Raw genomic sequence first — 23,482 nt, 5'->3', positions numbered from 1 at the left:
AGATGACGAATGCTTCACCTAAACTATTTACTGAGATTGTCCGTAAACTTCGAGAAATCATCGAGCAACAACGCATTCCAATCGGAGGGAAACTCCCGTCCGAGCGCGAATTAGCTGAACGTTTAGAAGTCGGTCGGTCCACCGTTCGAGAAGCACTACGAAGCCTTGAATTACTTGGACTAATTGAAACTAGACGCGGAGAAGGAACTTTTTTAGCAGACTTTCGTAAACATAAATTAGTAGAAGTCCTTGCGACATTTATTTTAAAAGATACCAAGTCTTTAGAAGACATTCTTTCTACAAGACAAGCACTTGAAAAACAAGCGCTATTTGAAATGAGTGCTCAAAATGCACTAAATCTTGTAGGACTAAAAAAAGCTTTAGAAACAACAGATGACATCCAGCAAGAATGGCTAGTAAAAGAATTGATCATTGCTTCTGGTAATCGATTGGCATTAAAAATTTGGCTTTTACTTAATGAATACAGCAGCAATCCACTACGTACATCTCTAACTGATGAAGACCGAGTGGTGTGGGAGAAGCTCCTGACAGCCATTGAAACAACGGATTGGCCCAAGGCACATCAGTTGCTAGAACAGTGGCAAGGTGATTTGAAAGGGGAAGAGACTGAATGATTCGAGAACTATTTGCAAAAAATAAAGTGAAGTACGCAACTGTCCCAAGAAAAACACATAAAAATGATGTTCCAGAAGGCATAATGATGAAGTGTCCTTCATGTAAAAAAAATACATTCACCAAAGAAATTGAAGCAAATCTATGGGTATGTCCACACTGCGAACACCACTATACATTAAATGCTAAGCAGCGAGTAGCGCTTTTACTCGAGGAGGAAGGACAACAATCATTTGATACAGACCTTCAAACGACAAATCCACTAGGCTTCCCAGGTTATACAGAAAAGATTCAGTCGGATCAAAAGAAGACAGGTTTAAACGAAGCGGTTTGGACAGGGACTGGCAAGTTGGAAGGCCAACAGGTGGTTCTTGGTGTCATGGATTCAACTTTCCGCATGGGCTCAATGGGGTCTGTTGTCGGTGAAAAAATCACACGTGCCATTGAATATGCAACAAAACACAAATTACCGTTCATCTTGTTTACAGCAAGTGGAGGTGCACGCATGCAAGAGGGCGTTCTTTCACTGATGCAAATGGCCAAAACAAGCGTTGCATTAAACCGTCACCGAAATGAAGGCTTATTATATGTAGCAGTTTTGACGCATCCGACAACAGGTGGTGTCTCTGCAAGCTTTGCTTCACTGGGAGATATTAACTTAGCTGAACCAAAAGCATTAATTGGATTCGCAGGTCGTCGCGTAATCGAGCAGACAGTTCGAGAGAAATTACCGGAAGATTTTCAGACTGCAGAATTTTTACTTGAAAAAGGACAGCTCGATGCTGTAGTTCATCGCCATCAATTGAAACAAACTCTCTCAACTTTAGTAGCCTTGCACAGTAAGGAGGTAGTCAAATGGTAAAAACATTATCGTTTGAAGAACCGATTGAAAAGCTCCAAGCAAAAATTACTGAACTCAAATCCTATACAGAAGACGCTGATGTGGATTTATCCGAAGAAATTGAAAAGCTAGAACTGCGCTTGCACGAACTCCGTGTAGATGTCTATTCGAATCTTCAACCTTGGGACCGCGTCCAAATTGCACGCCATCCTGAGCGCCCGACTACGTATGATTACATTGATGCTTTAATTGAAGATTTCATCGAATTGCACGGAGATCGTAATTACGGAGATGATGCCGCAATCGTAGGCGGTTTAGGGAAGTTAAATGGCAATCCCGTAACAATTATCGGACACCAACGGGGACGAGACACGAAAGAAAACGTGCGCCGTAACTTCGGGATGCCACATCCAGAAGGCTACCGAAAAGCATTGCGTTTAATGAAGCAAGCGGAACAATTTGGTCGTCCTATCCTTTGTTTGATTGACACAAAAGGCGCATACCCTGGAAAAGCGGCAGAAGAACGTGGGCAAAGTGAGGCCATTGCACGAAACTTAATTGAAATGGCGGATCTCTCAGTTCCAGTCGTAAGTATTATTATCGGTGAGGGCGGTAGTGGAGGAGCGTTAGCACTAGGTGTAGCAAATCACGTGCACATGCTTGAAAACAGCACCTATTCAGTAATCTCTCCAGAAGGAGCAGCCTCAATTCTTTGGAAAGACGCGAGCTTAGCTCAAAAGGCCGCAGAATCTATGAAGATAACAGCAGCTGACCTTCAAGAGATGGGAATCATCGATGAGATCATTCCAGAAGTGAGGGGCGGTGCACATCTAGATCAGCAGCAACAAGCTGTATTTGTAAAAGAGGCAATTGTGTCTTCTTTACGCGAACTCTCTTCTTTAGATGCGCAGCAATTAGTGGAGCAACGCTACGAAAAATTTGCGAAGATGGGATCATTTTCGTCCTAGAATCGCATGGTTTTAAAGATACACCTACCTTTTTTCGGAAACGAGAAAAGGTTTTTTTGTCCAATGAAAATATTTCTGAAAATAAAGCGTTCTCATTGTTTCACAACTTAGACATCTGACATCCTGCATGATAAGCTAAATGAAGAAATGGTGACGCGAGGAGGATTTCTTGTGAAGAGAATTGCTGTATTAACAAGTGGTGGAGATGCACCTGGTATGAATCCAGCTATTCGAGCAGTCGTTCGAAAAGGGATTTATGAAGGACTTGAGGTTTATGGCATATATAACGGCTACCAGGGTTTGATTGAAGGTAAAATTGAACCGATGACCCTTGGTTTCGTAGGAGATATCATTCAGCGTGGTGGAACGAAGCTGTATTCCGCACGTTGTCCAGAGTTCCGTACGAAAGAAGGGCAACAAAAAGCTCTAGAACAAATTAAAAAGCATGAAATCGATGGTTTAGTCATCATTGGTGGAGACGGATCCTATCAAGGTTCTATGGTTTTAACAAATCATGGTATTCCATGTGTTGGTATTCCAGGCACTATTGATAATGATATTCCAGGTACGGATTATACGTTAGGATTTGATACAGCACTCAATACAGTGGTAGAAGCGATCGATAAGATCCGTGATACCGCAACATCTCATGAGCGCACGTTTATCATTGAAGTGATGGGCCGTGATGCTGGTGATATTGCTGTATGGGCAGGACTTGCTGGAGGTGCGGAAACAATTGTGATTCCAGAAGTGAACGAATCGATGGAGTCCATAGTGAAACGCTTAGAAAGCGGTTCTGAACGCGGAAAAAAACATAGTATTATTGTTGTAGCTGAGGGCGTGATGAGTGGAAACGATTTTGCTGCAAAACTTAAAGAGTATACATCGATGGATACGCGTGTGTCTGTTCTTGGACATATCCAACGAGGAGGAACACCTTCTGCGCGCGATCGTGTAATGGCCAGCCAGTTCGGAGCAAAAGCAGTTGAAGTGCTCTTACAAAATAAAGGCGGACGTGCAATCGGTTTACGCCACAATAAAGTGGTCGATTATGATATGAAAGAAGCTTTCGAAGGGCAACATGATTTAGATCTATCCATGTATCATCTATCAAAAGAATTATCTATCTAAGCGAGGAGCTAATTAAACATGAGAAAAACAAAAATTGTATGTACCATTGGACCAGCCAGTGAAAGCGAGGAAATGTTAGAAAAGTTGATTTTAGCAGGCATGAACGTTGCACGTTTAAACTTTTCACATGGAAGTCATGAAGAACATGGTGCTCGTATTCAGCGCATCCGTGAAGTATCAAAACGATTAAACAAAATTGTAGGTATTTTACTCGACACAAAAGGGCCTGAAATTCGCACACACAAAATGGAAAATGATGCGATTGAATTGGCAACAGGACAAAAGATTGCCATCTCAACAACAGAAGTTCTTGGGAACAATGAAGTCTTCTCGATTACGTATGATAAGTTGATTGAAGATGTTACTCCAGGTTCGATTATCTTATTGGATGATGGTTTGATTGAACTTCGCGTAGAATCCATCGACATGGAAGCTGGGAAAATCCACACAACAATTATCAATGCAGGAACTCTTAAGAACAACAAAGGTGTAAACGTCCCAGGTGTATCTGTACAATTGCCAGGAATTACAGAAAAAGATGCACAAGACATCTTATTTGGAGTCGAACAAGACGTTGACTTCATTGCCGCATCTTTCGTGCGTCGCGATTCGGATGTATTAGAAATTCGTGAGTTACTTGAGAAAAATGGTGGAAGCCATATTCAAATCGTACCAAAGATTGAAAACCAAGAGGGTGTCGACAACATCGACAAAATTCTAGAAGTATCGGACGGGTTGATGGTTGCCCGTGGAGATTTAGGCGTTGAAATACCTGCTGAAGAAGTGCCTCTTGTTCAAAAGAAATTGATTTCAAAATGTAATCAACTTGGGAAAGCGGTTATTACAGCTACGCAAATGTTGGATTCGATGCAACGTAACCCACGCCCAACACGCGCAGAAGCTTCTGACGTTGCAAACGCAATTTTAGATGGAACAGATGCAATCATGCTTTCAGGTGAGACAGCTGCTGGGATGTATCCAGTAGAATCAGTTGAGACGATGCATAAAATTGCAGTACGTACTGAAAAAGCAGTCGATTATCGTTCAGTTGTAGGAAAACTGAGCAAAAAACGTGGTGTCAACATGACGGATGCAATTGGTCAAGCAGTTGCGCATACATCCCTTAACTTAAATGTAAAAGCAGTGCTAGCACCAACGGAAAGTGGTCACACAGCAAAAATGATTTCAAAATTCCGTCCTGGTGTTCCAATCATCGGTGTAACACCTTCTCCTCGACCTGCACGCCAACTAACACTCGTGTGGGGTGTCTATCCAATTATTGGTGCAAAAGCACATACGACGGATGAAATTTTAGAAACATCGATTGATGAGAGTTTAGAACATGGTTACGTGTCACATGGTGATTTGGTCATCATCACTGCTGGTGTTCCTGTCGGAAAAGCTGGTACAACAAACCTTATGAAAGTCCATGTTATAGGTGACATGGTTGCTAAAGGTCAAGGAATCGGAAAAACAACTGCGATCGGTAATGCGTATGTTGTTAAACCTGGTGAAATAGCAGATCCTGAAAGAGCGCAGGGCAAAATTTTGGTTACAGTCGGTACAGATAAAGAGATGGTACCAGCAATTGAAAACTGTGCAGGCCTCGTTGCTGAAGAAGGTGGTTTAACAAGCCATGCAGCAGTTGTAGGTTTAACACTTGGTAAACCAGTAATCGTAGGAGTAGAGAATGCGACTTCCTTGATTGAAGACGAGCAAGAAATTACAATAGATGCAGAGTCTGGTGCAATTTATCACGGTCAGGCCCATATTATTTAAGGACGTGATGACGTGAAATGGATTCTATTGTCCGTTGTTCTTTTTCCTATCGTCGAACTCATTCTTTTTCTGACAGTTGGTAAGGCGATCGGTGTCTTATGGACGCTCGGGCTGATTCTCGTTTCAGGAATCGTGGGAATTTATTTAGTTCGCACTGTAGGAATTCAAGCTTTTAAAGAACTCCCCAAACAGATTGAGCGAGGAGAGCATCCTGCCAATACCGTAGTGGATGGTGTATTAATTGGTATTGGAGCAGTTCTAGTGCTGCTACCAGGTTTTTTGACAGATGTCATTGGAATTACGCTACTGTTAGCGCCAACTCGAAAACTGTATCGACCTGCTATCAATCGATTCATCCAACGTAAAATCCGTAAAGGGAATATTATTGTTGTGCGTTAATCGTGTCTGGCCAGTTTACTGGTCAGGCTTTTTTTGTGATGTGCTTTAGCCCAGGTCATTATAGGGGATAAAGCAAAGGCTAGAAAAAGAGCAGTATAAACGGGTGTCACAAATTGTAGGAAAAAAAGAACGAGTACAACTGAACTACCAAAGAATAGTATTTTTTTGCTAGAAGGACTCATCAATTACATCCAATCTTTTCAAATATTTAGGGAATGAACTGTCGCACAATTGTTATTTATTTATAAATTCAAGCGTTTTCATTCACAAACCCGCCATAATTAGCTATAATACGAAAGGTAAGGTTGTTGAGAGGTACATAGAAACAATTCAAAGGAGAGAGACACATGACATCCACACGTGGACTTGAAGGTGTTGTAGCAACGCAATCAGCGATCAGTTCAATTATTGACGATACGTTGACTTACGTAGGCTATGACATTGATGATTTAACGAACAACGCAAGCTTTGAAGAAGTTGTCTACCTTTTATGGCACAAACGTCTTCCAAAGCACGATGAATTAGCAGAATTGAAGCAGCAACTAGCTGAGCATATGGCAGTACCAGCGGAAGTGTTAGCTCACTTTAAAACATATGATAGTCAATCTGTTCACCCAATGACTGCTCTACGTACGGCAGTATCGATGCTTGGTCTTTTTGATGAGGCAGCTGAAGATATGTCAGACGAAGCAAACTACTTAAAAGCAATCAAACTACAAGCAAAGTTACCAACTCTTGTAACAGCATTTGCACGTGTGCGTAAAGGTGAAGAGCCAGTACAACCACGTCAGGACTTAACATATGCTGCTAACTTCTTATACATGTTGTCTGGTAAAGAGCCAGAAGCAATTGAAATCGAAGCGTTCGATAAAGCACTAGTTCTACATGCTGACCACGAGCTAAACGCTTCTACATTTACAGCGCGTGTTTGTGTAGCTACACTTTCAGACATGTACTCAGGTGTTGTAGCTGCAATCGGTGCACTAAAAGGGCCACTTCACGGTGGAGCAAACGAACAAGTAATGAAAATGCTTTCTGAAATCGGTTCAGTTGAAAATGTAGAGAGCTATATTCAAAACAAACTCGACAACAAAGAAAAAATTATGGGCTTTGGTCACCGCGTATATCGCAACGGCGATCCTCGTGCTAAACACCTTCGCGAAATGTCACAGAAATTGACAGCTTTACGTGGAGAGTCGAAATGGTACGAGATGTCTGTTAAAATTGAAGAGTTGGTAACTGGCCAGAAGAAACTTCCACCAAACGTGGACTTCTATTCGGCTTCCGTGTATCACTCATTGAATATTGATCACGATTTGTTCACACCAATTTTCGCGGTTTCCCGTGTATCTGGTTGGACAGCGCATATCTTAGAGCAATATTCAGACAACCGTCTAATTCGCCCACGTGCTGAATATACAGGACCTGGCATGCAGACTTACGTACCGATTGACGAGCGCTAATCAGTACGACGAGGGCTACCGCATTTTATGCGTCTAGCCCTTTACTCATGACCTTTAGGAGGAGACTACTACAATGACAAACGGTAAAATTACAGTAGAAAACGGTGTACTTAACGTACCAAACGAACCAGTAATTCCATTCATCGAAGGTGATGGAACTGGCCCAGATATCTGGAACGCAGCAGTTCGCGTATTAGATGCTTCTGTTGAAAAAGCATTCGGTGGCGAGAAAAAAATCCAGTGGAAAGAAGTTTTAGCTGGAGAAAAAGCATTCAACCAAACAGGTGAGTGGTTACCACAAGCAACTCTAGACACAATTGATGAGTACCTTTTAGCAATCAAAGGACCTCTTACTACACCAATCGGTGGCGGAATTCGTTCATTGAACGTAGCACTTCGTCAAGAGCTTGACCTGTACGCATGTGTACGTCCAGTCCGTTACTTCGATGGTGTTCCTTCACCAGTTCGTCGTCCAGAAGATACAGACATGGTCATCTTCCGTGAAAACACAGAAGATATCTATGCAGGTATCGAGTACGCGAAAGGTTCTGACGAGGTGAAAAAACTTGTTGATTTCCTACAAGGTGAAATGGGCGTTAAAAACATCCGCTTCCCTGAAACTTCTGGTATCGGGATCAAACCTGTATCTGAAGAGGGAACAAAGCGTTTAGTACGTGCTTCTCTTGAGTATGCAATCAAAGAAGGCCGCGAATCATTAACACTTGTTCACAAGGGGAACATCATGAAGTTCACTGAAGGAGCTTTCAAAAACTGGGGCTATGAAGTGGCTGAGCAAGAGTTTGGCGACAAAGTATTCACTTGGAACCAATACGATAAAATTAAAGAAGAGCAAGGGACAGAAGCAGCTGACAAAGCGCAAAGCGATGCACTGGCTTCAGGCAAAATCTTAGTAAAAGATTCGATTGCTGATATCTTCTTACAACAAATCTTAACTCGTCCAAAAGAGTTCGATGTAGTAGCTACAATGAACTTGAACGGAGATTACATCTCAGATGCACTTGCTGCACAAGTAGGTGGAATCGGAATCGCACCAGGAGCAAACATCAACTATGTAACGGGTCACGCAATCTTCGAAGCAACTCACGGAACTGCTCCGAAATATGCAGGTCTTGATAAAGTAAACCCATCTTCAGTAATCCTTTCAGGAGTATTAATGCTTGAGCACCTTGGATGGACAGAAGCTGCGAAACTAATCATGGACTCTATGGAGAAAACAATTTCTTCTAAAGTTGTAACATATGACTTTGCACGTCTAATGGACGGCGCTACAGAAGTGAAATGTTCGGAGTTCGCTGACGAGTTAATCAAAAACATGTAATTGCTTTTTACCGGATCCTTTTGGGTCCGGTTTTTTATTTGACTAGCGACAGATTGCCTTTCTTGATACACTAGAATCAAAGGGAAGAATGGAGGAATTGTCCGTGTTATTAGGGAAGAAGCGAAAACTAGGGCGCAAAATAGAAGATATCTCAGTCGGTGAAAAGCTCGTCATCACTGAAAAAATAGAAGATAAAGATTTACTACTTTATTTAGGTCTTACAAATGATGCAAATCCGCTTTACATACAACATGACTATGCCATGAAAACCACATTTGAAAAGCCAGTCGTGCCAACGATCATGCTCACTGGTATTGTCACATCCGCTGTGTCGAAATATATGCCAGGTCCTGGTTCACACGTCTTCCAACAAATTCTCTCGTTTCCTCATGCAAGCTATCACTATGATACGCTTGAATTTATTTTTGAGGTGAAAGAAGTAGACGCTGCCAACAATAAAATTACTGTGGCAGTCGAAGCGAAAAATGAGCAACAAAAAGTCGTGGTTGTTGGGGAGTTACAGGTGCTTCCGCCAAGACTTTCAAATCGAATGATGGAACAATCAATGGAGAATTTCTAATACTCAGGTTTGAAAAGGGGTTTTCATATCACTGAGGGGGAAAAGACGATGGCTAAAATTCTTGTTATTGAAGATGAACAATCGATTCAAACGTTATTGACGTACAATTTAAAAGAGGCAGGCTATGAAGTCATCAATGCACTAGATGGTCGTGAAGGGCTTGAAAAAGCGGAGCAGGAAAATCCGGATCTTATTTTATTGGATTGGATGCTTCCGCATATGGATGGAATGGATATATGCAAAAATCTTCGCCTTCAAAAAAACCAAGTGCCTATCATCATGTTAACAGCGAAAGATGCTGAATTTGATAAAGTGTTGGGGCTTGAGCTTGGAGCCGATGATTATATGACGAAACCATTCAGTCCACGGGAAGTACTTGCACGTGTGAAAGCTCTTCTTCGACGCTCCAGTATTAACGAAGGCTTCGATTCATCAGGTGAAAAGAAATACCAGTTTGGCGATCTTGTCATTTATCCAGACCGTTTTGAGGTTTTGAAAAGTGGCGAGAGTCTTGAATTTACGCCAAAAGAATTTGAGCTATTGGTGTACTTGGTTGAAAATAAAAACCGCGTATTAACACGTGATCAGCTGTTGAGTTCGGTTTGGAATTACGATTTTGCAGGTGACACACGTATTGTGGATGTTCATGTCAGTCATGTTCGTGAAAAAATCGAGGAAAATAGTCGCAAACCTTTCTACATCAAAACGATTCGTGGATTGGGGTACAAATTTGAGGAGCCGAAAAGAGGATGAGAACGTTTTATAGTCGACTCCTCTTCGTCTTTGCTGTCCTGTATGCCGTGATGCTCGCTGCTCTCGGCGTCGTCTTAGGACAGCTTTTTCCAATTGTTTTCGCCCAGCGATTGCAGGTAGAGCGTGAAGACCTTTATATTTTTTATATCGTATTGTTTGTCGTTCTTGGACTGTTTTATCTCGTCTCTTTATGGGTAGCGAGTAGAGTACTAACTCGTTACATTAAGCCATTTGATGATATTTCAACGACGGCGCTGCAGCTTGCTGATGGCGATTACACAGCGCGTGTTTTTGAAGATGATCTGACAGGGATCACTACACTTAGCCATTCTCTAAACGTTTTAGCACGGAATCTTCAAGAGATGTCTCAACAGCGTGAAAGTGAGCAAGAGCGACTAAAAACATTGATTGAGACAATGGGTTCGGGTCTGATTGTACTTGGTCGATCTGGTACGATTTCCATCATGAACAAAACATTTGGCCAGTTATTTGGCTTACAGTTCAAAGAAGTTCGTTCCAAAAACTATCAAGACATTGGCCTTCCTAAAGATTTAGAATCATTTGCTTATCAGCTCTTGATGACAGAAACGCCAACACGAAAACAATTACGCTTAAATACAGCGAAGGGTTTTCGGTATACAGAGTGTTACGGAGCACCGGTTATCGGAGAGTACGGTAAATGGTTGGGCATGGTCATCGTCATTCACGATATCACCGAACTGAAACACCTTGAAAAAGTGCGTCAAGACTTCGTGGCGAACGTATCACATGAACTCAAAACACCGGTCACATCGATTAAAGGATTCACCGAAACATTACTATACGGCGCTTATCAAAAGGAAGAGACCTTGCTAGAGTTCTTAGAAATCATTAAACTAGAGAGCGACCGTCTGCAATTGTTGATTGATGATTTACTTGACCTTTCAAAAATGGAACAGCAGGAATTTGAAATGCGAAAAACAGCGGTCTCTGTACAAACTCTCTTTGAGAGAGCTCTCCAGATTACAAGGCAATCGGCTGAAGCAAAAGAAATTCATCCACTCATTGAAGGAGATGACTCACTGCTTGTAAAAGGCGATGAGAACCGTTTGCTACAAATTGTCGTCAATCTAGTGAGTAATGCTATAACGTACTCAAGTCCAGGCACCGCCATCACCCTAAGAAGTGACAAATACCAGCAATACGGTATTTTGATCATTCAAGATGAAGGGATTGGTATGGGTCCTGAGGAACTTCCGAGAATTTTTGAGCGGTTTTACCGTGTAGATAAAGCACGGTCACGAAATAGCGGGGGAACAGGACTTGGACTCGCTATCGTCAAACATTTAGTAGAAGCACACAATGGAAAAATAGAAGTAGAAAGTGAAGTTGGAAAAGGAACAACATTCAAAGTGTATATCCCTTTAGTCACTTCCTAGTTTGGAGGAAAGTTATGCAACAGAAGTTTTTACCGGTCATTATAGGAACAGATATGAATGCTTACAATATGGCGATTTCATTTCATGAAGAATACGGAGTTCACTCCGTACTCGTAGGAAAAGAAGAGATGTCATTTACGAGCTTAAGCTCGATTCCTCGAGCGATTGAATATGATAAAGATTTATGGAACAAAGATGCATTTGTGTCGATTCTAGGTTCTGTAGCAGAGAAGTACCAACAGCCAGACGTGCAGCTTGTACTCATTGGAACAAACGATTTTTATGTACGTTTAATTATTGAAAATCAAGAACAATTACGTCAATGGTATGTATTCAATTACATGTCAGAAGATCTAATGAACGATTTGCTCGTGAAAAAGAATTTTTATCGACTTTGCGACGAACACGGATTGGACACCCCGGATACGTATTTCTATAGCTGTAAAGAGCAAGGGATTTTTGATAAAGACATCCAATACCCCGTTATTATCAAACCAAGTAATGGAGTCGAATATTATAAAAATAAATTCCCTGGGCAACAAAAAGTCTACCGTGTTGAATCGAAACAAGAGCTCCAACACGTCCTTGATCAAGTGAATGCGTCTGGCTATCAAGAAGACATGATTATTCAAGACTTCATCCCAGGGGACGACACGTTCATGTGGGACTCCGTGTTTTATGTGAACTCTCGCGGAAAATCTGAGCTTGGGACGCTTGCGCAAGTTGTGTTACAAGAACATACCGTGACAGCTATCGGAAATTATACAGCACTAGTGACGCGCTATGATGAAGAGCTGATGAAAAAGTTGCAACACTTTTTAGAGGCAGTCGGCTATCAAGGCTTTGCAAACTTTGATTTAAAATACGATGCACGTGACGGTAAGTACAAAGTGTTTGAAGTCAATATTCGCCAAGGACGATCAAGCTACTACACAACGGCTTGTGGGCACAACATGGCAAAATACTTTGTTGACGATATTTTACTAGGTGTTGAGAAAGAACTGACCTATTTGAATACGGAGTATTTGTTTACAGTCGTTCCTAAAATTGTCCTGAAAAAGTTTGTCGATAACCATGCCATCAATGAAGAATGCCGAAAGTTGATTCGCCAAGGCAAATGGGGCAACCCGATGTTTTATAAAGGCGATACAAACTTTAAACGGAAATTCTATTTAGTTGCCCGTCAGGTGAACTATTACCGGAAGTATAAGAATAATCAGTGGGAATCTTAACAAGCGCTTCATATGTCCTTTACAATGTTCGCTTATTATAAAGATAACCCCTTTTCCAAACTGGAAAAAGGAAACCGAGTCGGCAAATGCTGGCTCGGTTTTCTTTTTTTATGAAACTTTCCAGAAGGTCGTCCGTATAAAGTACAGACAACTGAAAGGAGATTACATAATGACTACAAAACGCGTACTTACAATTATCAGTGTGTCGATTGCTGGACTCTTCCTACTTATTGCACTTGCTACCTCATGGTATACAGTGGACGAATCTGAACAAGCTATTGTCATCACATTCGGTGATGCAGGTGACCCGATTACAGAACCAGGGCTAAAGTTCAAAATGCCATGGCCAGTCCAGACTGTTGAAAAATTGTCGAAAGAAACGTTTAGCCTTCAATTTGGCTATCAACAAACAGCAGACGGTGAAATCGTTTCGTATGATGATGAAACAAAAATGATTACAGGGGATGACAACATCGTCCTTGCTGACCTCGTGGTGCAGTGGCGTATTACAAATCCACGTGATTACCTTTTCAATTCAGAAAACCCGAGGGAATTGTTGCACTCTGCAACATCCGCTTCCATTCGATCTGTAATTGGTAGCTCACGTATTGACGATGCATTAACTTCTGGTAAAGCAGAAATTGAAGCTTCCACACGCGATCTACTAGCTGACCTTGTAACAAAATACGATATCGGCATCTCAGTCTTATCTGTAAACCTACAAGACGTTGAACTTCCGAATGAAGAAGTGCGTCAGGCCTTCACTGCAGTTCGTGATGCTGAAGAACAAAAAAATATTAAAGTGAACCAAGCTGGTCGTTACGAAAATCAACGCCTTGGAGAAGCAAATGGTGAAAAAGATGCCATTATCTCAAATGCTACTGGAGAAAAGATTGCTCGCATCGAACAAGCGCGCGGAGATGTAGCATTATTTAATGAGCTCTATGCGGAATACGCGCAAAACGAACAAATCACGCGGGACCGTTTGATATTGGAAACGTTAGAAGCGGTGCTTCCGAATGCACAACTCTACATCATGAATGGCGACAATGGACCAATGACGTACCTACCATTAACGGGTCCTCGTGCAGCTGCACCAGTCGTAACAGAAGGGACGGATAATGAATGACCGATAAAGATCCAAAGTTTGTCTCACTTGAAGAGCGGTTTTCTATGAACAAAAAGAAAAAGCCCGCTGGTAAAGCATCTGACTTTCAAATCGACTGGAAAAAACACGGCAAAATCATTGCAGGTGTCATTGTTGGATTCATCGTTCTAGTCATCTTGCTCACCAATGTGTATGTCGTGAAAGAAGGCGAGTACAAAATTGTGCGCCAGTTTGGTGAAATCGTGAAAGTTGTCGATGAACCTGGTCTAGGTGTAACCGTTCCATTTATTCAAAGTACAACGACTGTTCCGAAGTACTTAATGAACTATGAGATTTCAGAAGCAGAAATCAATACACTTGATAAACGACGCATCATCATTGACAATTATGCGGTCTGGAAAGTCAATAATCCGCAATTGATGATTGCCAATGCAGGAACGTTAATCAATGCAGAAGCTCGTATGGAAGAATTCATTTATTCGGTTGTCCGAACAGAACTTGGTCGTTTAGCGTATGCAGAAATCATCAATGATGAAGATTCATCACGCGGCAGTCTTGGAGAACAAGTCACAGCTCGCGTGAACGAATTGCTCTCGGCAGACAACTACGGAATTGAAGTGCTCGATGTGCGCATCAAACGCACAGATCTTCCAGTAGAAAATGAACAAGCGGTTTATCAAGACATGATTTCAGAACGTGAGAAGATTGCACAGAAGTTCTTATCTGAAGGGGATGCAGACAAACGTCGTATCGAAGCAGAGACAGACCGTGAAGTGCGTGAAATCATTGCCAATGCAGAACGTGAAGCAGCTGTCATCATCTCTGAAGGAGAAGCGGAAGCTGCACGTATTTACAACGAGTCTTTCTCAAAAGATCCGGAATTCTATAACTTGTTCCGGACGTTAGAAACGTATAAATCTACAATCGGTGAAGATACTGTCATTATGCTTCCATCTGACTCACCATACGCACAAATTCTTTCCGGGATTACACCGTAAAGACAACACCTTGCTTTCAGTCATGGTAAACTGAAGGCAAGGTTTTTTCGTTTATTAAAAGGAGTGACATGTAGTGACCAATCCAAAATTAGTACTGATTGACGGCAACAGTTTAGCGTACCGAGCATTTTTCGCATTGCCATTACTCACAAACGAGCAAGGCATCCACACCAATGCCACATATGGCTTTACAATGATGTTGCAAAAGATTGTAGAAGAAGAACAGCCGACTCATATGCTGATTGCATGGGATGCAGGAAAGACGACGTTCCGTCATGCAACATTCTCAGAATACAAAGGTGGACGCCAAAAGACACCACCTGAACTATCCGAGCAGTTTGCTTATATCCGAAAACTTGTAGATGCGTATCAGATTCCACAATATGAATTAGATCAATACGAGGCCGATGATATCATCGGTACGCTTTCACGCATCGCAGAAGAAAAAAATATCGAAACGATTGTGATTAGTGGAGACAAAGATTTGACTCAACTGGCTAGTGACAAGACGACCGTTCAAATTACAAAAAAAGGCATCACCGATCTAGAAAGCTACACACCTTCGTATATTCAAGAGAAATACGGTCTAACCCCTATTCAAATCATTGATATGAAGGGGTTAATGGGCGATACTTCCGATAATATTCCAGGAGTGCCTGGAGTAGGTGAAAAGACAGCAATCAAATTACTGTCAGCCTATGAAACCGTGGAAGGTGTGTACGCACATATCGATGAGATGAAGGCGTCGAAAATGAAAGAAAAGCTTGTTGCGAATGAAGAGTTAGCATACATTAGTAAACAGCTCGCAACAATTGAGCGCGCAGCACCGATTGAAGTCACTCTAGATACATTACATTACCCAGGTCCAGATATGGAGGCTGTCCATGAAATTTGGCACCAACTGCAATTCAAGACACTTTTAGAAAAGTCCGCATTCCAAACAGAGGCAAAAGAACTTAAAGACATTGATTTCGAAGTGATCTCTAGTTGGGAAGACAGTCACTTTGAGGACGACATGACGTTTCATATCGAGTTATACGATGAGCACTATCACACAACAGAAGTTTTGGCAGTCGTCCTTGCAACTGATTCAAAGCACTATGTGATGAAAGGGGACGCGGCTTTTTCGCAACCACTTTTCAAAGCGTGGCTTGAAGACGATTCAAAGCAAAAGCGTTGTTATGACGTCAAAGCGTTCCAAGCGGTGTCGAAACGGTTCGGATGCGAACTGAAAGGGGCGAGTTTTGATTTAGTTTTAGCTGCGTATATTTCGGATCCCTCCATTTCATCAAGCCAAGATCTTGCTTCCCTTGCAAAACACTTCGGATATACGGAAGTGGATGAAGAAGAAGCTGTGTATGGAAAAGGGGCTAAGAAAAAAGCTCCAGAAGACGAAGCATTGTTTCATCATGCCCTTCGCAAAGCAACTGCCGTGTGGGAGTTGAAGGAACCAGTCGAAGCAAAACTGAAAGAAACGAAACAGTATGATTTATACCATGAGCTTGAACTACCCCTTGCAAGTGTCTTAGGTGAAATGGAATCATTCGGAATCAAAGTGGACCGAGAAACACTAGAAAAAATGGGTGTCGAACTAAAAGGACGTCTAACTGAAATAGAACAACGTATCCATGCGATGGCTGGTGAATCATTCAATATCAATTCGCCAAAACAATTAGGTGTCATATTGTTTGAAAAAATCGGTTTGACACCCATTAAGAAAACGAAGACTGGCTACTCTACTGCTGCAGATGTACTTGAAAAGTTGCAAGGGGAACACGAAATTATCTCAGAAATTTTGTTGTACCGCCAATTAGGGAAACTTCAGTCGACGTATATCGAAGGTTTGTTAAAAGAGATTCATGACGATGGGAAAGTACACACACGCTATCAACAGGCATTGACGTCTACAGGTCGCTTGAGTTCAATCAATCCGAACTTGCAGAACATCCCGATTCGGATTGAAGAAGGCCGAAAGATTCGCCAAGCGTTTGTCCCATCTGAAAAAGAATGGGTAGTATTCGCCGCCGACTACTCACAAATCGAGCTTCGCGTCATGGCACACATGTCTCAAGACGAAAAGCTAGTCCGAGCCTTCCAAGAAGACCGTGATATCCATACGCAAACGGCAATGGATGTGTTTGGAGTAGCGGCAGATGAAGTAGACGGCAACATGCGCCGAGCTGCCAAAGCAGTGAACTTCGGAATTATTTATGGCATCAGTGACTACGGATTGTCCCAAAGCCTGAACATCACACGCAAAGAAGCGGCTCTGTTTATCGATAACTATTTGACGAGTTTTCCCGGTGTTAAACATTTCATGGATGATGCGATTACGAGTGCGAAACGGGATGGGTTTGTCACAACAATCATGAACCGCCGCAGATACTTGCCGGATATCACGAGTTCAAACTTCAACCTGCGTGGATTTGCAGAACGTACTGCGATGAATACACCGATTCAAGGGAGTGCAGCCGACATCATCAAAAAAGCGATGATCGACATGGACCGCGAACTCGAGTCACGCGGATTGAAAACCAAAATGCTTCTTCAAGTACATGATGAACTAATTTTTGAAGTACCTGTTGACGAGTTAGAAGAAATTCAAAAGCTCGTGCCGGAAGTCATGGAAAATGCCGTAGAACTATCGGTACCTTTGAAAGTCGATTTTGCATTTGGCACGACATGGTACGAAACGAAGTAAGGAGAGAACGCAATGCCTGAACTACCAGAAGTCGAAGGGGTCGTCGAATCCCTTCGCCCCTTTGTCATCGACCAAACGATCGTGGCCGTCCATGTGTCAGATCAAGTGAGAAAGAGTCATATAGAGGGAAAACAAGCGATTATTAAAGGCGCTACACCTGAAGACTTTCAAAACGCGATGGTCGGCTACCGGATTACCAGTTTGATCCGTCGCTCTAAATATATGTTCTTTGATTTGATGAACGAAAAAGGCGCTGCCGTTCTTGTTGGCCATCTAGGGATGACAGGAGCCTGGTTTCCCGTACATTCTCTTGATGAAATAACAGAAACTAAGTTTCGTAATCATGTTCATGTCGTGTTCGAACTGTCCGGTGGCTATTTACTAGTCTATTCCGATATTCGCCGTTTCGGGGAAATGCGTTTACTGAATGACATCTCTGATCATCCGCCACTTTTACAAATGGCGCCTGAACCATTTGCGGAGGAAGGGTTACCGCATTATTTAGAGATGGCACAGCGCACAAAATACGTTAATAAACCTATTAAAGAGTTCATCATGGATGGTCACGTCATTTCAGGGTGCGGAAACATCTATGCAACAGAGGCACTATTCCGCATGCGCATCCACCCAAGTCGAAAAGTGGGACGCATCTCAACGGCACGGAAAATTGCTCTTTATGAAGCAATTGTCGCTGTCCTTCGTGAGAGTATCGATCGAGGTGGAAGTAGTATTTCGGATTACCGTAACGTCAATGGAGGAGCCGGAAGTATGCAACACTTTTTACAAATGTACGGCAAGAAGACTTGTCCGACCTGCGGCACAGCCACAAAACAAAAAGTAATTGGGGGCCGGACATCTACTTACTGTCCGACCTGTCAGAAATAGGAGGGCCCTATGATTATTGGATTAACAGGAAGTATCGCTACCGGCAAAAGTACGGTAGCGAATCGTTTCAAAGAACATGGCATTCCAGTAGTCGACGCAGATTTGATTGCCCGCCAAGTCGTCGAGCCAGGAAGTGAAACGTTACAGAAAATTGCACAAGCATTCGGAGAAAGTGCACTTCATGCAGATGGCACGATGAACCGAGAAGAAATCGGGCGCCAAATTTTCGGGAATGAAGAGAAACGTGCCCTACTAAATGGCATTATCCATCCTGCAATTCGAAAGGAAATGCTTCGTCAAAAAGATCACCATCTGGCAAATGGGAAGAAAATCGTGATTTTAGACATTCCATTATTGTTTGAAAGTAAGCTCGAACATTTTGTAGAGCAAATCTTGGTTGTCGCTACTTCTAGAGAGATTCAGAAGCATCGTCTGATGGCTCGGAATGGATTGTCCGAACAAGAGGCTCTGGAGCGAATGAATTCTCAGTTATCAATCGATGATAAAGCCAAATGGGCGGATGAAGTGATTAGAAATGATGGAACTTTAGAAGAATTAGAGGCTCAAGTGGATGCACTTGTGAACAACTGGATGAAATCGCTTTCAGAATAATTGAACTTTTTTAGAATGTTTGGATTAGCGTACCATAACGACTCTAATGTGTTATACTAATTGCATATTAAGTGAATTAGTATCACATAGTTAACAGGAGGAACGGTATATATGACAGCTTCTATTGCGATTAACGGTTTTGGACGAATTGGACGCATGGTTTTCCGCCAAGCGATTTTAAAGGATGATGTAAACATTGTAGCAATCAACGCGAGCTACCCAGTTGAAACTCTAGCACATTTGATTCGCTACGATTCAGTACATGGTACTTTCCAAGGGGAAGTCGAAACAGCTGAAAACGCGCTTATCGTAAATGGAAAGCGCATTCAAATCGTGAGCGATCGCAATCCAGCAAACCTTCCATGGAAAGAGATGGGTGTCGACATCGTCATCGAAGCAACGGGTAAGTTCAACGAGCGCTCGGGTGCAGCTCTTCACTTAGAAGCTGGTGCAAAGAAAGTCATTTTGACGGCTCCTGGTAAAAATGAAGACATCACGGTCGTTTTAGGTGTAAATGACGACAAACTTGATTTAGAAAAGCATGACGTTATTTCAAATGCTAGCTGCACAACCAACTGTCTAGCTCCTGTAGCGAAAGTATTAAATGATGAATTCGGCATTGTAAACGGTTTGATGACAACAGTTCATGCATACACGAATGATCAAAATAACTTAGACAACCCACATAAAGATCTTCGTCGTGCACGTGCATGTGCACAATCGATCATTCCAACTTCTACAGGTGCTGCAAAAGCCCTAACATTAGTGTTACCAGAGTTGCAAGGGAAGATGCATGGTCTAGCACTTCGCGTTCCTACACCTAACGTTTCACTAGTTGATTTAGTTGTGGATGTCGAGCGTGATGTGACGGTCGAAGAAGTGAATTTGGCGTTTGAAAAAGCGGCAGCTGGTTCAATGAACGGGATTTTAGCAATTACGCAAGATCCATTAGTATCCGTTGATTTCAACACAACGACTGCTTCTGCTACGGTTGATGGGTTAACAACGATGGTAATCGGTGAGCGCAAAGTAAAAGTGCTTGCTTGGTACGATAACGAGTGGGGCTACTCTGCACGTGTTGTAGATTTAACACAGCGTGTCGCAAAATCTTTGGAAGCTATTACAGCTTAATAGTGTACGGATGAATGGAAGTCTCTCTTAATGGAGAGGCTTCTTTTTTACTAGAAAATCAAAATTCTATTGCATTTCCCGACAAGGCGTCCTATAATGAAAATCGTGCCAAATAGCACCGGCTACTTAAAGGGTTAGGACCTCTCTGGACTAACTTTCCCCCGTGGTAGTCACTTTGATTAAAAAATCCAGTCAAAGGGGGAAACGGACATTGGAAACAATGGGACGTCACATCATTGCTGAACTGTGGGAATGCGATTTTGACAAGCTGAATGACATGAACTTCATCGAACAAACTTTTGTAGATGCTGCACTTAAATCAGGTGCGGAAGTCCGCGAAGTTGCGTTTCACAAGTTTGCGCCACAAGGTGTAAGTGGAGTCGTCATCATCTCTGAATCACATTTAACGATTCACAGCTTTCCGGAACACGGTTACGCAAGTATCGATGTTTATACATGCGGTGACCTAGATCCAACAATTGCAGCCAATTATATTGCCGAAGCTTTGAACGCGAAAACGCGTGAATTGATTGAGCTTCCACGTGGTATGGGCCCAGTTGCAGCAAAATCATTACAAACTGTGTAATTTACAAGCAGAGGGGAATCTCCCTCTGCTTTTTCTGTGGGTGCAGAATAGGCCTAACTTTAGTATAATGAATGAAATACGAGCATATAGGAGCGCTAATTATGAGATGTCCTTCCTGCCAATACAACGGCACGAAAGTAGTCGATTCACGACCGGTTGACGAAAATAAATCCATCCGAAGAAGACGAGAATGTGAGCAGTGCGGCTTTCGGTTTACAACGTTTGAAAAAGTAGAAGAAACCCCACTCATCGTCGTGAAAAAAGATGGCTCGCGTGAAGAATTCAGTCGAGAAAAAATGTTACGTGGTTTGATCCGTGCATGTGAAAAACGCCCGGTGACACTCGAACAATTAGAAGAAGTCGTTTTTACGATTGAGAAAGAACTGCGTCGTACAGGCAATTCGGAAATCAAATCTGAAGTGGTGGGCGAGCAAGTCATGGAAAAATTGGCGGCTGTCGATGAAGTCGCATATGTACGCTTTGCATCTGTCTACCGTCAATTTAAAGACATCAATGTGTTCATGGAAGAGGTCCGTGAACTTTTAAAACGTAACCCCACTCAACACTAAAAGGAGGAGAGCAGATGGTACACAACGAACTGCAACCGATGGATCACTTTCAAACCCGTGTCGCTGCTCCTCTATCCAGTGACGATCTACAAACAGTAACGCTACTTTATCAACCACTTATTGGTCCGGAAGCTTTTACACTGTATCAGCACCTTTGGACGATGACGGGAACTCAACAAGTAGAGTATTCACACTATACTTTGATGAATGCGCTATCCTTATCAATCAATCGAATCTTTGAAGCACGCGCGCATTTGGAGGCAATCGGTCTACTACGCACTTGGCGGAGTGATTCTGGTGAAACACGGACATTCTATTACGAAGTTCAAAAGCCACTTTCACCTCAAAGTTTTTTTGCTGACCCGTTATTATCCGTGTTTCTATGGAATAAAGTAGGCGATCAAGGGTTTAAAAATCTTGAAAAACGCTATTTACCTTCTAACACGTGGAAATCATCTGCACTAGAAGTGACTCGCACATTCACGGATGTATTCCAACCAAACTTAAAAAATACGCGTGCTACACGTGATATCCGCCAACCCAAAACACAAAATTATGAGTTTGAGCATGAATTTGACTTCCAACTCCTACTCGACGGATTAAGTGAGCATCTATTACCAAGAAAATTGCTGACGACGGACATTAAACAACTGATTGCAAAGCTTGCATTTTTATATAGTTTTTCACCGCTCGATATGCAAAAAATTATTCTCCTCGCAGTCGAAGATCCGACAAAAATCTCTCCGGAGCGTCTAAAAAAATCTTGTGAAGATTATTTTAAATTGCATGCGAGGGAACAAGTCGGATTGCAATCAATTAAAACACCTGAAGTGCAACGTGAGAATTCTCCAGAATCGGCGTCTCCCAAACTTTCAAAAGAACAAGAGTATCTTGTTTATCTAGAGGAAAGTGCGCCGCTTGATGTGCTTCGTGATAGTGCGGGTGGAAAAGAGCCGTTCCCAGCAGACGTTGAACTGGTCAATCGATTTGCGACCGTTTACGAAATGCCAGTCGGTGTAATCAATGTTCTCATCCAATACGTCATGTTGCGGACGGACATGAAACTCACGAAATCGTTCGCTGAAAAAATTGCCTCTCATTGGGTGCGTAAAAATGTCAAGACTGCAAAAGAAGCAATGGAACTTGCGCGTAAAGAACATACGCAATACATGAAATGGAAAAATGGAGAGACCGCTCAAAGTGCCTCCGGGAAACCATATAAACGTCAAGAGAAGGTTCCGGACTGGTTAGATCAAAAACCAAAAGCTAGTAAAGTGGATGACTCTATAGATATAGAAGCAGAACGTCAAAAGTTGCTTGCTGAAATCAGCGCAACGAAAGGCCGGTGATCGAAGTGGAACCCATCAATCGAACGCTTAAACGGATGATTTCAAATCCTTCGTTTGCGACACGAATGGAAGAAATGAAACGAGAAGTATTAGAAAATCGAGATATCCAAGAGTTTCTACAAGAAAATGAGGCGGAAGTATCTCCTGCTGTATTGGAATCGAGTATGAGCAAACTGTATGAATACATCGAGCAGACCCACGACTGCAAAGGCTGTCCCAATGTTGCCGGTTGTGTGAATCTGATTAAAGGCTTCGAACCGCGTCTTGTAATGGGAAGAGGACGTATTGAACTTGACTATCTTCGTTGCCGAAACGGCCGCATCGAAGACGAGCGCCAATCGATTTCTGCTATGATACACAGTATGCATATGCCAAAAGACGTGTTGCAGGCCACTTTCTCGAATGTCGATTTGACGGATGGTTCGCGCGTGCTCGCAATTCGCGCTGCGAAAACGTTTATAGATTCGTATGAATCCTCAGGAGAACTTCCGACGAAAGGTCTTTATGTGCACGGGCCATTTGGTGTCGGCAAATCCTATATTCTCGGGGCGATTGCAAACGAGTTAGCAGACCGTCAAGTTGCTACGGTCTTAGTCTACGTTCCTGAGTTTCTGCGTGAGATGCGTCAGTCCATTCAAGAGAATTCTCTCAGTGAGAAAATGGAAGTGGTGAAAAATGCACCTGTATTGATGCTTGATGATCTAGGAGCAGAGACCATGTCGAGTTGGACCCGGGATGATATTATCGGCACGATTTTGCAACATCGAATGGCTCAAGGACTTCCAACATTCATCTCTTCAAACTTTACGTATGATGAACTCAAACACCATTTTACAACCACACAACGAGGTGAAAAAGAGCCTGTGAAAGCAGGACGTATCATGGAACGAATCAAAGCTCTTACAACTCCTATACAATTGCAAGGAAAGAACTGGCGAGAAAGTTACTAAACTTTTTCGTCTTTTTTGTTGATTTTCATTCTCAATGACGCTATACTAATCCATGGA

General features: G+C 42.4%; 22 protein-coding genes. All 22 read left to right on the top strand.

Going from position 1 to position 23,482, the window contains the following annotated elements; genetic code table 11:
• The first annotated feature begins 2 nt into the window (after window positions 1–2).
• The 22 genes from ACF3OH_RS08455 (at window position 3) to dnaI (ending at window position 23,425) form a co-directional block, all read left to right on the top strand.
• On the top strand, window positions 3–635 hold the full coding sequence (locus ACF3OH_RS08455; protein ID WP_204590302.1) for a FadR/GntR family transcriptional regulator: 633 nt from the start codon (window positions 3–5) through the stop codon (window positions 633–635).
• Window positions 632–1,495, top strand: coding sequence for an acetyl-CoA carboxylase, carboxyltransferase subunit beta (accD, locus tag ACF3OH_RS08450; RefSeq protein WP_204590303.1), 864 nt, complete (start codon window positions 632–634; stop codon window positions 1,493–1,495). Before ACF3OH_RS08455 ends, accD begins: the two co-directional genes overlap by 4 nt.
• Complete coding sequence (gene accA, locus ACF3OH_RS08445) at window positions 1,489–2,442, top strand: acetyl-CoA carboxylase carboxyl transferase subunit alpha (protein ID WP_392454049.1); 954 nt, start codon at window positions 1,489–1,491, stop codon at window positions 2,440–2,442. The genes accD and accA overlap by 7 nt, the downstream gene beginning before the upstream one ends.
• A 171-nt stretch (window positions 2,443–2,613) precedes the next feature.
• The gene (gene pfkA / locus ACF3OH_RS08440; protein ID WP_392454048.1) at window positions 2,614–3,573 is read left to right on the top strand and encodes a 6-phosphofructokinase; all 960 of its coding nucleotides are present in this window, start codon (window positions 2,614–2,616) and stop codon (window positions 3,571–3,573) included.
• 18 nt (window positions 3,574–3,591) lie between these two features.
• Window positions 3,592–5,352 (top strand): pyruvate kinase, encoded by a 1,761-nt coding sequence (pyk, locus tag ACF3OH_RS08435; RefSeq protein WP_204590306.1) that lies wholly within the window; start codon window positions 3,592–3,594, stop codon window positions 5,350–5,352.
• 12 nt (window positions 5,353–5,364) lie between these two features.
• Window positions 5,365–5,751: an FxsA family protein gene (locus ACF3OH_RS08430; protein WP_204590307.1), complete on the top strand. Its 387-nt coding sequence runs from the start codon at window positions 5,365–5,367 to the stop codon at window positions 5,749–5,751.
• Window positions 5,752–6,098: 347 nt separating this feature from the next.
• Window positions 6,099–7,214, top strand: a complete 1,116-nt coding sequence (gene citZ, locus ACF3OH_RS08425; protein ID WP_204590308.1) for a citrate synthase — start codon at window positions 6,099–6,101, stop codon at window positions 7,212–7,214.
• A 73-nt stretch (window positions 7,215–7,287) separates the two neighbouring features.
• The gene (icd, locus tag ACF3OH_RS08420; protein WP_204590309.1) at window positions 7,288–8,553 is read left to right on the top strand and encodes an NADP-dependent isocitrate dehydrogenase; all 1,266 of its coding nucleotides are present in this window, start codon (window positions 7,288–7,290) and stop codon (window positions 8,551–8,553) included.
• 103 nt (window positions 8,554–8,656) lie between these two features.
• Entirely contained in the window at window positions 8,657–9,133 is a 477-nt protein-coding gene (locus tag ACF3OH_RS08415; RefSeq protein WP_204590310.1) for a MaoC/PaaZ C-terminal domain-containing protein, read from the top strand.
• A gap of 48 nt (window positions 9,134–9,181) precedes the next feature.
• On the top strand, window positions 9,182–9,886 hold the full coding sequence (locus tag ACF3OH_RS08410; protein ID WP_392454047.1) for a response regulator transcription factor: 705 nt from the start codon (window positions 9,182–9,184) through the stop codon (window positions 9,884–9,886).
• The gene (gene pnpS, locus ACF3OH_RS08405; protein ID WP_392454046.1) at window positions 9,883–11,304 is read left to right on the top strand and encodes a two-component system histidine kinase PnpS; all 1,422 of its coding nucleotides are present in this window, start codon (window positions 9,883–9,885) and stop codon (window positions 11,302–11,304) included. The genes ACF3OH_RS08410 and pnpS overlap by 4 nt, the downstream gene beginning before the upstream one ends.
• A 14-nt stretch (window positions 11,305–11,318) precedes the next feature.
• Window positions 11,319–12,536: a carboxylate--amine ligase gene (locus tag ACF3OH_RS08400; protein ID WP_204590313.1), complete on the top strand. Its 1,218-nt coding sequence runs from the start codon at window positions 11,319–11,321 to the stop codon at window positions 12,534–12,536.
• 169 nt (window positions 12,537–12,705) lie between these two features.
• A complete protein-coding gene (hflK, locus tag ACF3OH_RS08395) occupies window positions 12,706–13,665 on the top strand; it encodes an FtsH protease activity modulator HflK (RefSeq protein WP_392454045.1) in 960 nt (319 codons plus the stop codon).
• A gap of 44 nt (window positions 13,666–13,709) precedes the next feature.
• Window positions 13,710–14,642 carry a protease modulator HflC gene (gene hflC / locus ACF3OH_RS08390; RefSeq protein WP_239584904.1) on the top strand — a complete coding sequence of 311 codons (933 nt, stop codon included), beginning with the start codon at window positions 13,710–13,712 and terminating at the stop codon, window positions 14,640–14,642.
• 73 nt (window positions 14,643–14,715) lie between these two features.
• Complete coding sequence (polA, locus tag ACF3OH_RS08385; RefSeq protein ID WP_392454044.1) at window positions 14,716–17,343, top strand: DNA polymerase I; 2,628 nt, start codon at window positions 14,716–14,718, stop codon at window positions 17,341–17,343.
• A gap of 12 nt (window positions 17,344–17,355) precedes the next feature.
• Window positions 17,356–18,228, top strand: a complete 873-nt coding sequence (gene mutM, locus ACF3OH_RS08380; protein WP_392454043.1) for a bifunctional DNA-formamidopyrimidine glycosylase/DNA-(apurinic or apyrimidinic site) lyase — start codon at window positions 17,356–17,358, stop codon at window positions 18,226–18,228.
• Window positions 18,229–18,237: 9 nt separating this feature from the next.
• Window positions 18,238–18,840, top strand: coding sequence for a dephospho-CoA kinase (coaE, locus tag ACF3OH_RS08375; RefSeq protein WP_392454042.1), 603 nt, complete (start codon window positions 18,238–18,240; stop codon window positions 18,838–18,840).
• A 111-nt stretch (window positions 18,841–18,951) separates the two neighbouring features.
• Complete coding sequence (locus ACF3OH_RS08370) at window positions 18,952–19,971, top strand: glyceraldehyde-3-phosphate dehydrogenase (RefSeq protein ID WP_392454041.1); 1,020 nt, start codon at window positions 18,952–18,954, stop codon at window positions 19,969–19,971.
• Between the two features lie 211 nt (window positions 19,972–20,182).
• On the top strand, window positions 20,183–20,557 hold the full coding sequence (speD, locus tag ACF3OH_RS08365; protein ID WP_204590320.1) for an adenosylmethionine decarboxylase: 375 nt from the start codon (window positions 20,183–20,185) through the stop codon (window positions 20,555–20,557).
• Between the two features lie 101 nt (window positions 20,558–20,658).
• Window positions 20,659–21,126, top strand: a complete 468-nt coding sequence (nrdR, locus tag ACF3OH_RS08360) for a transcriptional regulator NrdR (protein ID WP_204590321.1) — start codon at window positions 20,659–20,661, stop codon at window positions 21,124–21,126.
• Window positions 21,127–21,140: 14 nt separating this feature from the next.
• Window positions 21,141–22,475, top strand: coding sequence for a replication initiation and membrane attachment family protein (locus tag ACF3OH_RS08355; protein WP_392454040.1), 1,335 nt, complete (start codon window positions 21,141–21,143; stop codon window positions 22,473–22,475).
• Between the two features lie 5 nt (window positions 22,476–22,480).
• A complete protein-coding gene (gene dnaI / locus ACF3OH_RS08350) occupies window positions 22,481–23,425 on the top strand; it encodes a primosomal protein DnaI (RefSeq protein WP_392454039.1) in 945 nt (314 codons plus the stop codon).
• Window positions 23,426–23,482 lie beyond the last annotated feature (57 nt).

Source organism: Chryseomicrobium aureum (assembly GCF_043182735.1).
Taxonomy (GTDB): Bacteria; Bacillota; Bacilli; order Bacillales_A; family Planococcaceae; genus Chryseomicrobium; species Chryseomicrobium aureum.
The sequence above is the reverse complement of the archived record's forward strand: the minus strand, read 5'-3'. Positions and strand labels throughout refer to the sequence as shown.

Coding starts and splice junctions, on each gene's coding strand:
- ACF3OH_RS08455 (WP_204590302.1), top strand. CDS start 3: ATGACGAATGCTTCACCTAAACTATTTACTGAGATTGTCCGTAAACTT.
- accD (WP_204590303.1), top strand. CDS start 632: ATGATTCGAGAACTATTTGCAAAAAATAAAGTGAAGTACGCAACTGTC.
- accA (WP_392454049.1), top strand. CDS start 1,489: ATGGTAAAAACATTATCGTTTGAAGAACCGATTGAAAAGCTCCAAGCA.
- pyk (WP_204590306.1), top strand. CDS start 3,592: ATGAGAAAAACAAAAATTGTATGTACCATTGGACCAGCCAGTGAAAGC.
- citZ (WP_204590308.1), top strand. CDS start 6,099: ATGACATCCACACGTGGACTTGAAGGTGTTGTAGCAACGCAATCAGCG.
- icd (WP_204590309.1), top strand. CDS start 7,288: ATGACAAACGGTAAAATTACAGTAGAAAACGGTGTACTTAACGTACCA.
- ACF3OH_RS08410 (WP_392454047.1), top strand. CDS start 9,182: ATGGCTAAAATTCTTGTTATTGAAGATGAACAATCGATTCAAACGTTA.
- pnpS (WP_392454046.1), top strand. CDS start 9,883: ATGAGAACGTTTTATAGTCGACTCCTCTTCGTCTTTGCTGTCCTGTAT.
- ACF3OH_RS08400 (WP_204590313.1), top strand. CDS start 11,319: ATGCAACAGAAGTTTTTACCGGTCATTATAGGAACAGATATGAATGCT.
- hflK (WP_392454045.1), top strand. CDS start 12,706: ATGACTACAAAACGCGTACTTACAATTATCAGTGTGTCGATTGCTGGA.
- hflC (WP_239584904.1), top strand. CDS start 13,710: ATGAACAAAAAGAAAAAGCCCGCTGGTAAAGCATCTGACTTTCAAATC.
- mutM (WP_392454043.1), top strand. CDS start 17,356: ATGCCTGAACTACCAGAAGTCGAAGGGGTCGTCGAATCCCTTCGCCCC.
- coaE (WP_392454042.1), top strand. CDS start 18,238: ATGATTATTGGATTAACAGGAAGTATCGCTACCGGCAAAAGTACGGTA.
- ACF3OH_RS08370 (WP_392454041.1), top strand. CDS start 18,952: ATGACAGCTTCTATTGCGATTAACGGTTTTGGACGAATTGGACGCATG.
- nrdR (WP_204590321.1), top strand. CDS start 20,659: ATGAGATGTCCTTCCTGCCAATACAACGGCACGAAAGTAGTCGATTCA.
- ACF3OH_RS08355 (WP_392454040.1), top strand. CDS start 21,141: ATGGTACACAACGAACTGCAACCGATGGATCACTTTCAAACCCGTGTC.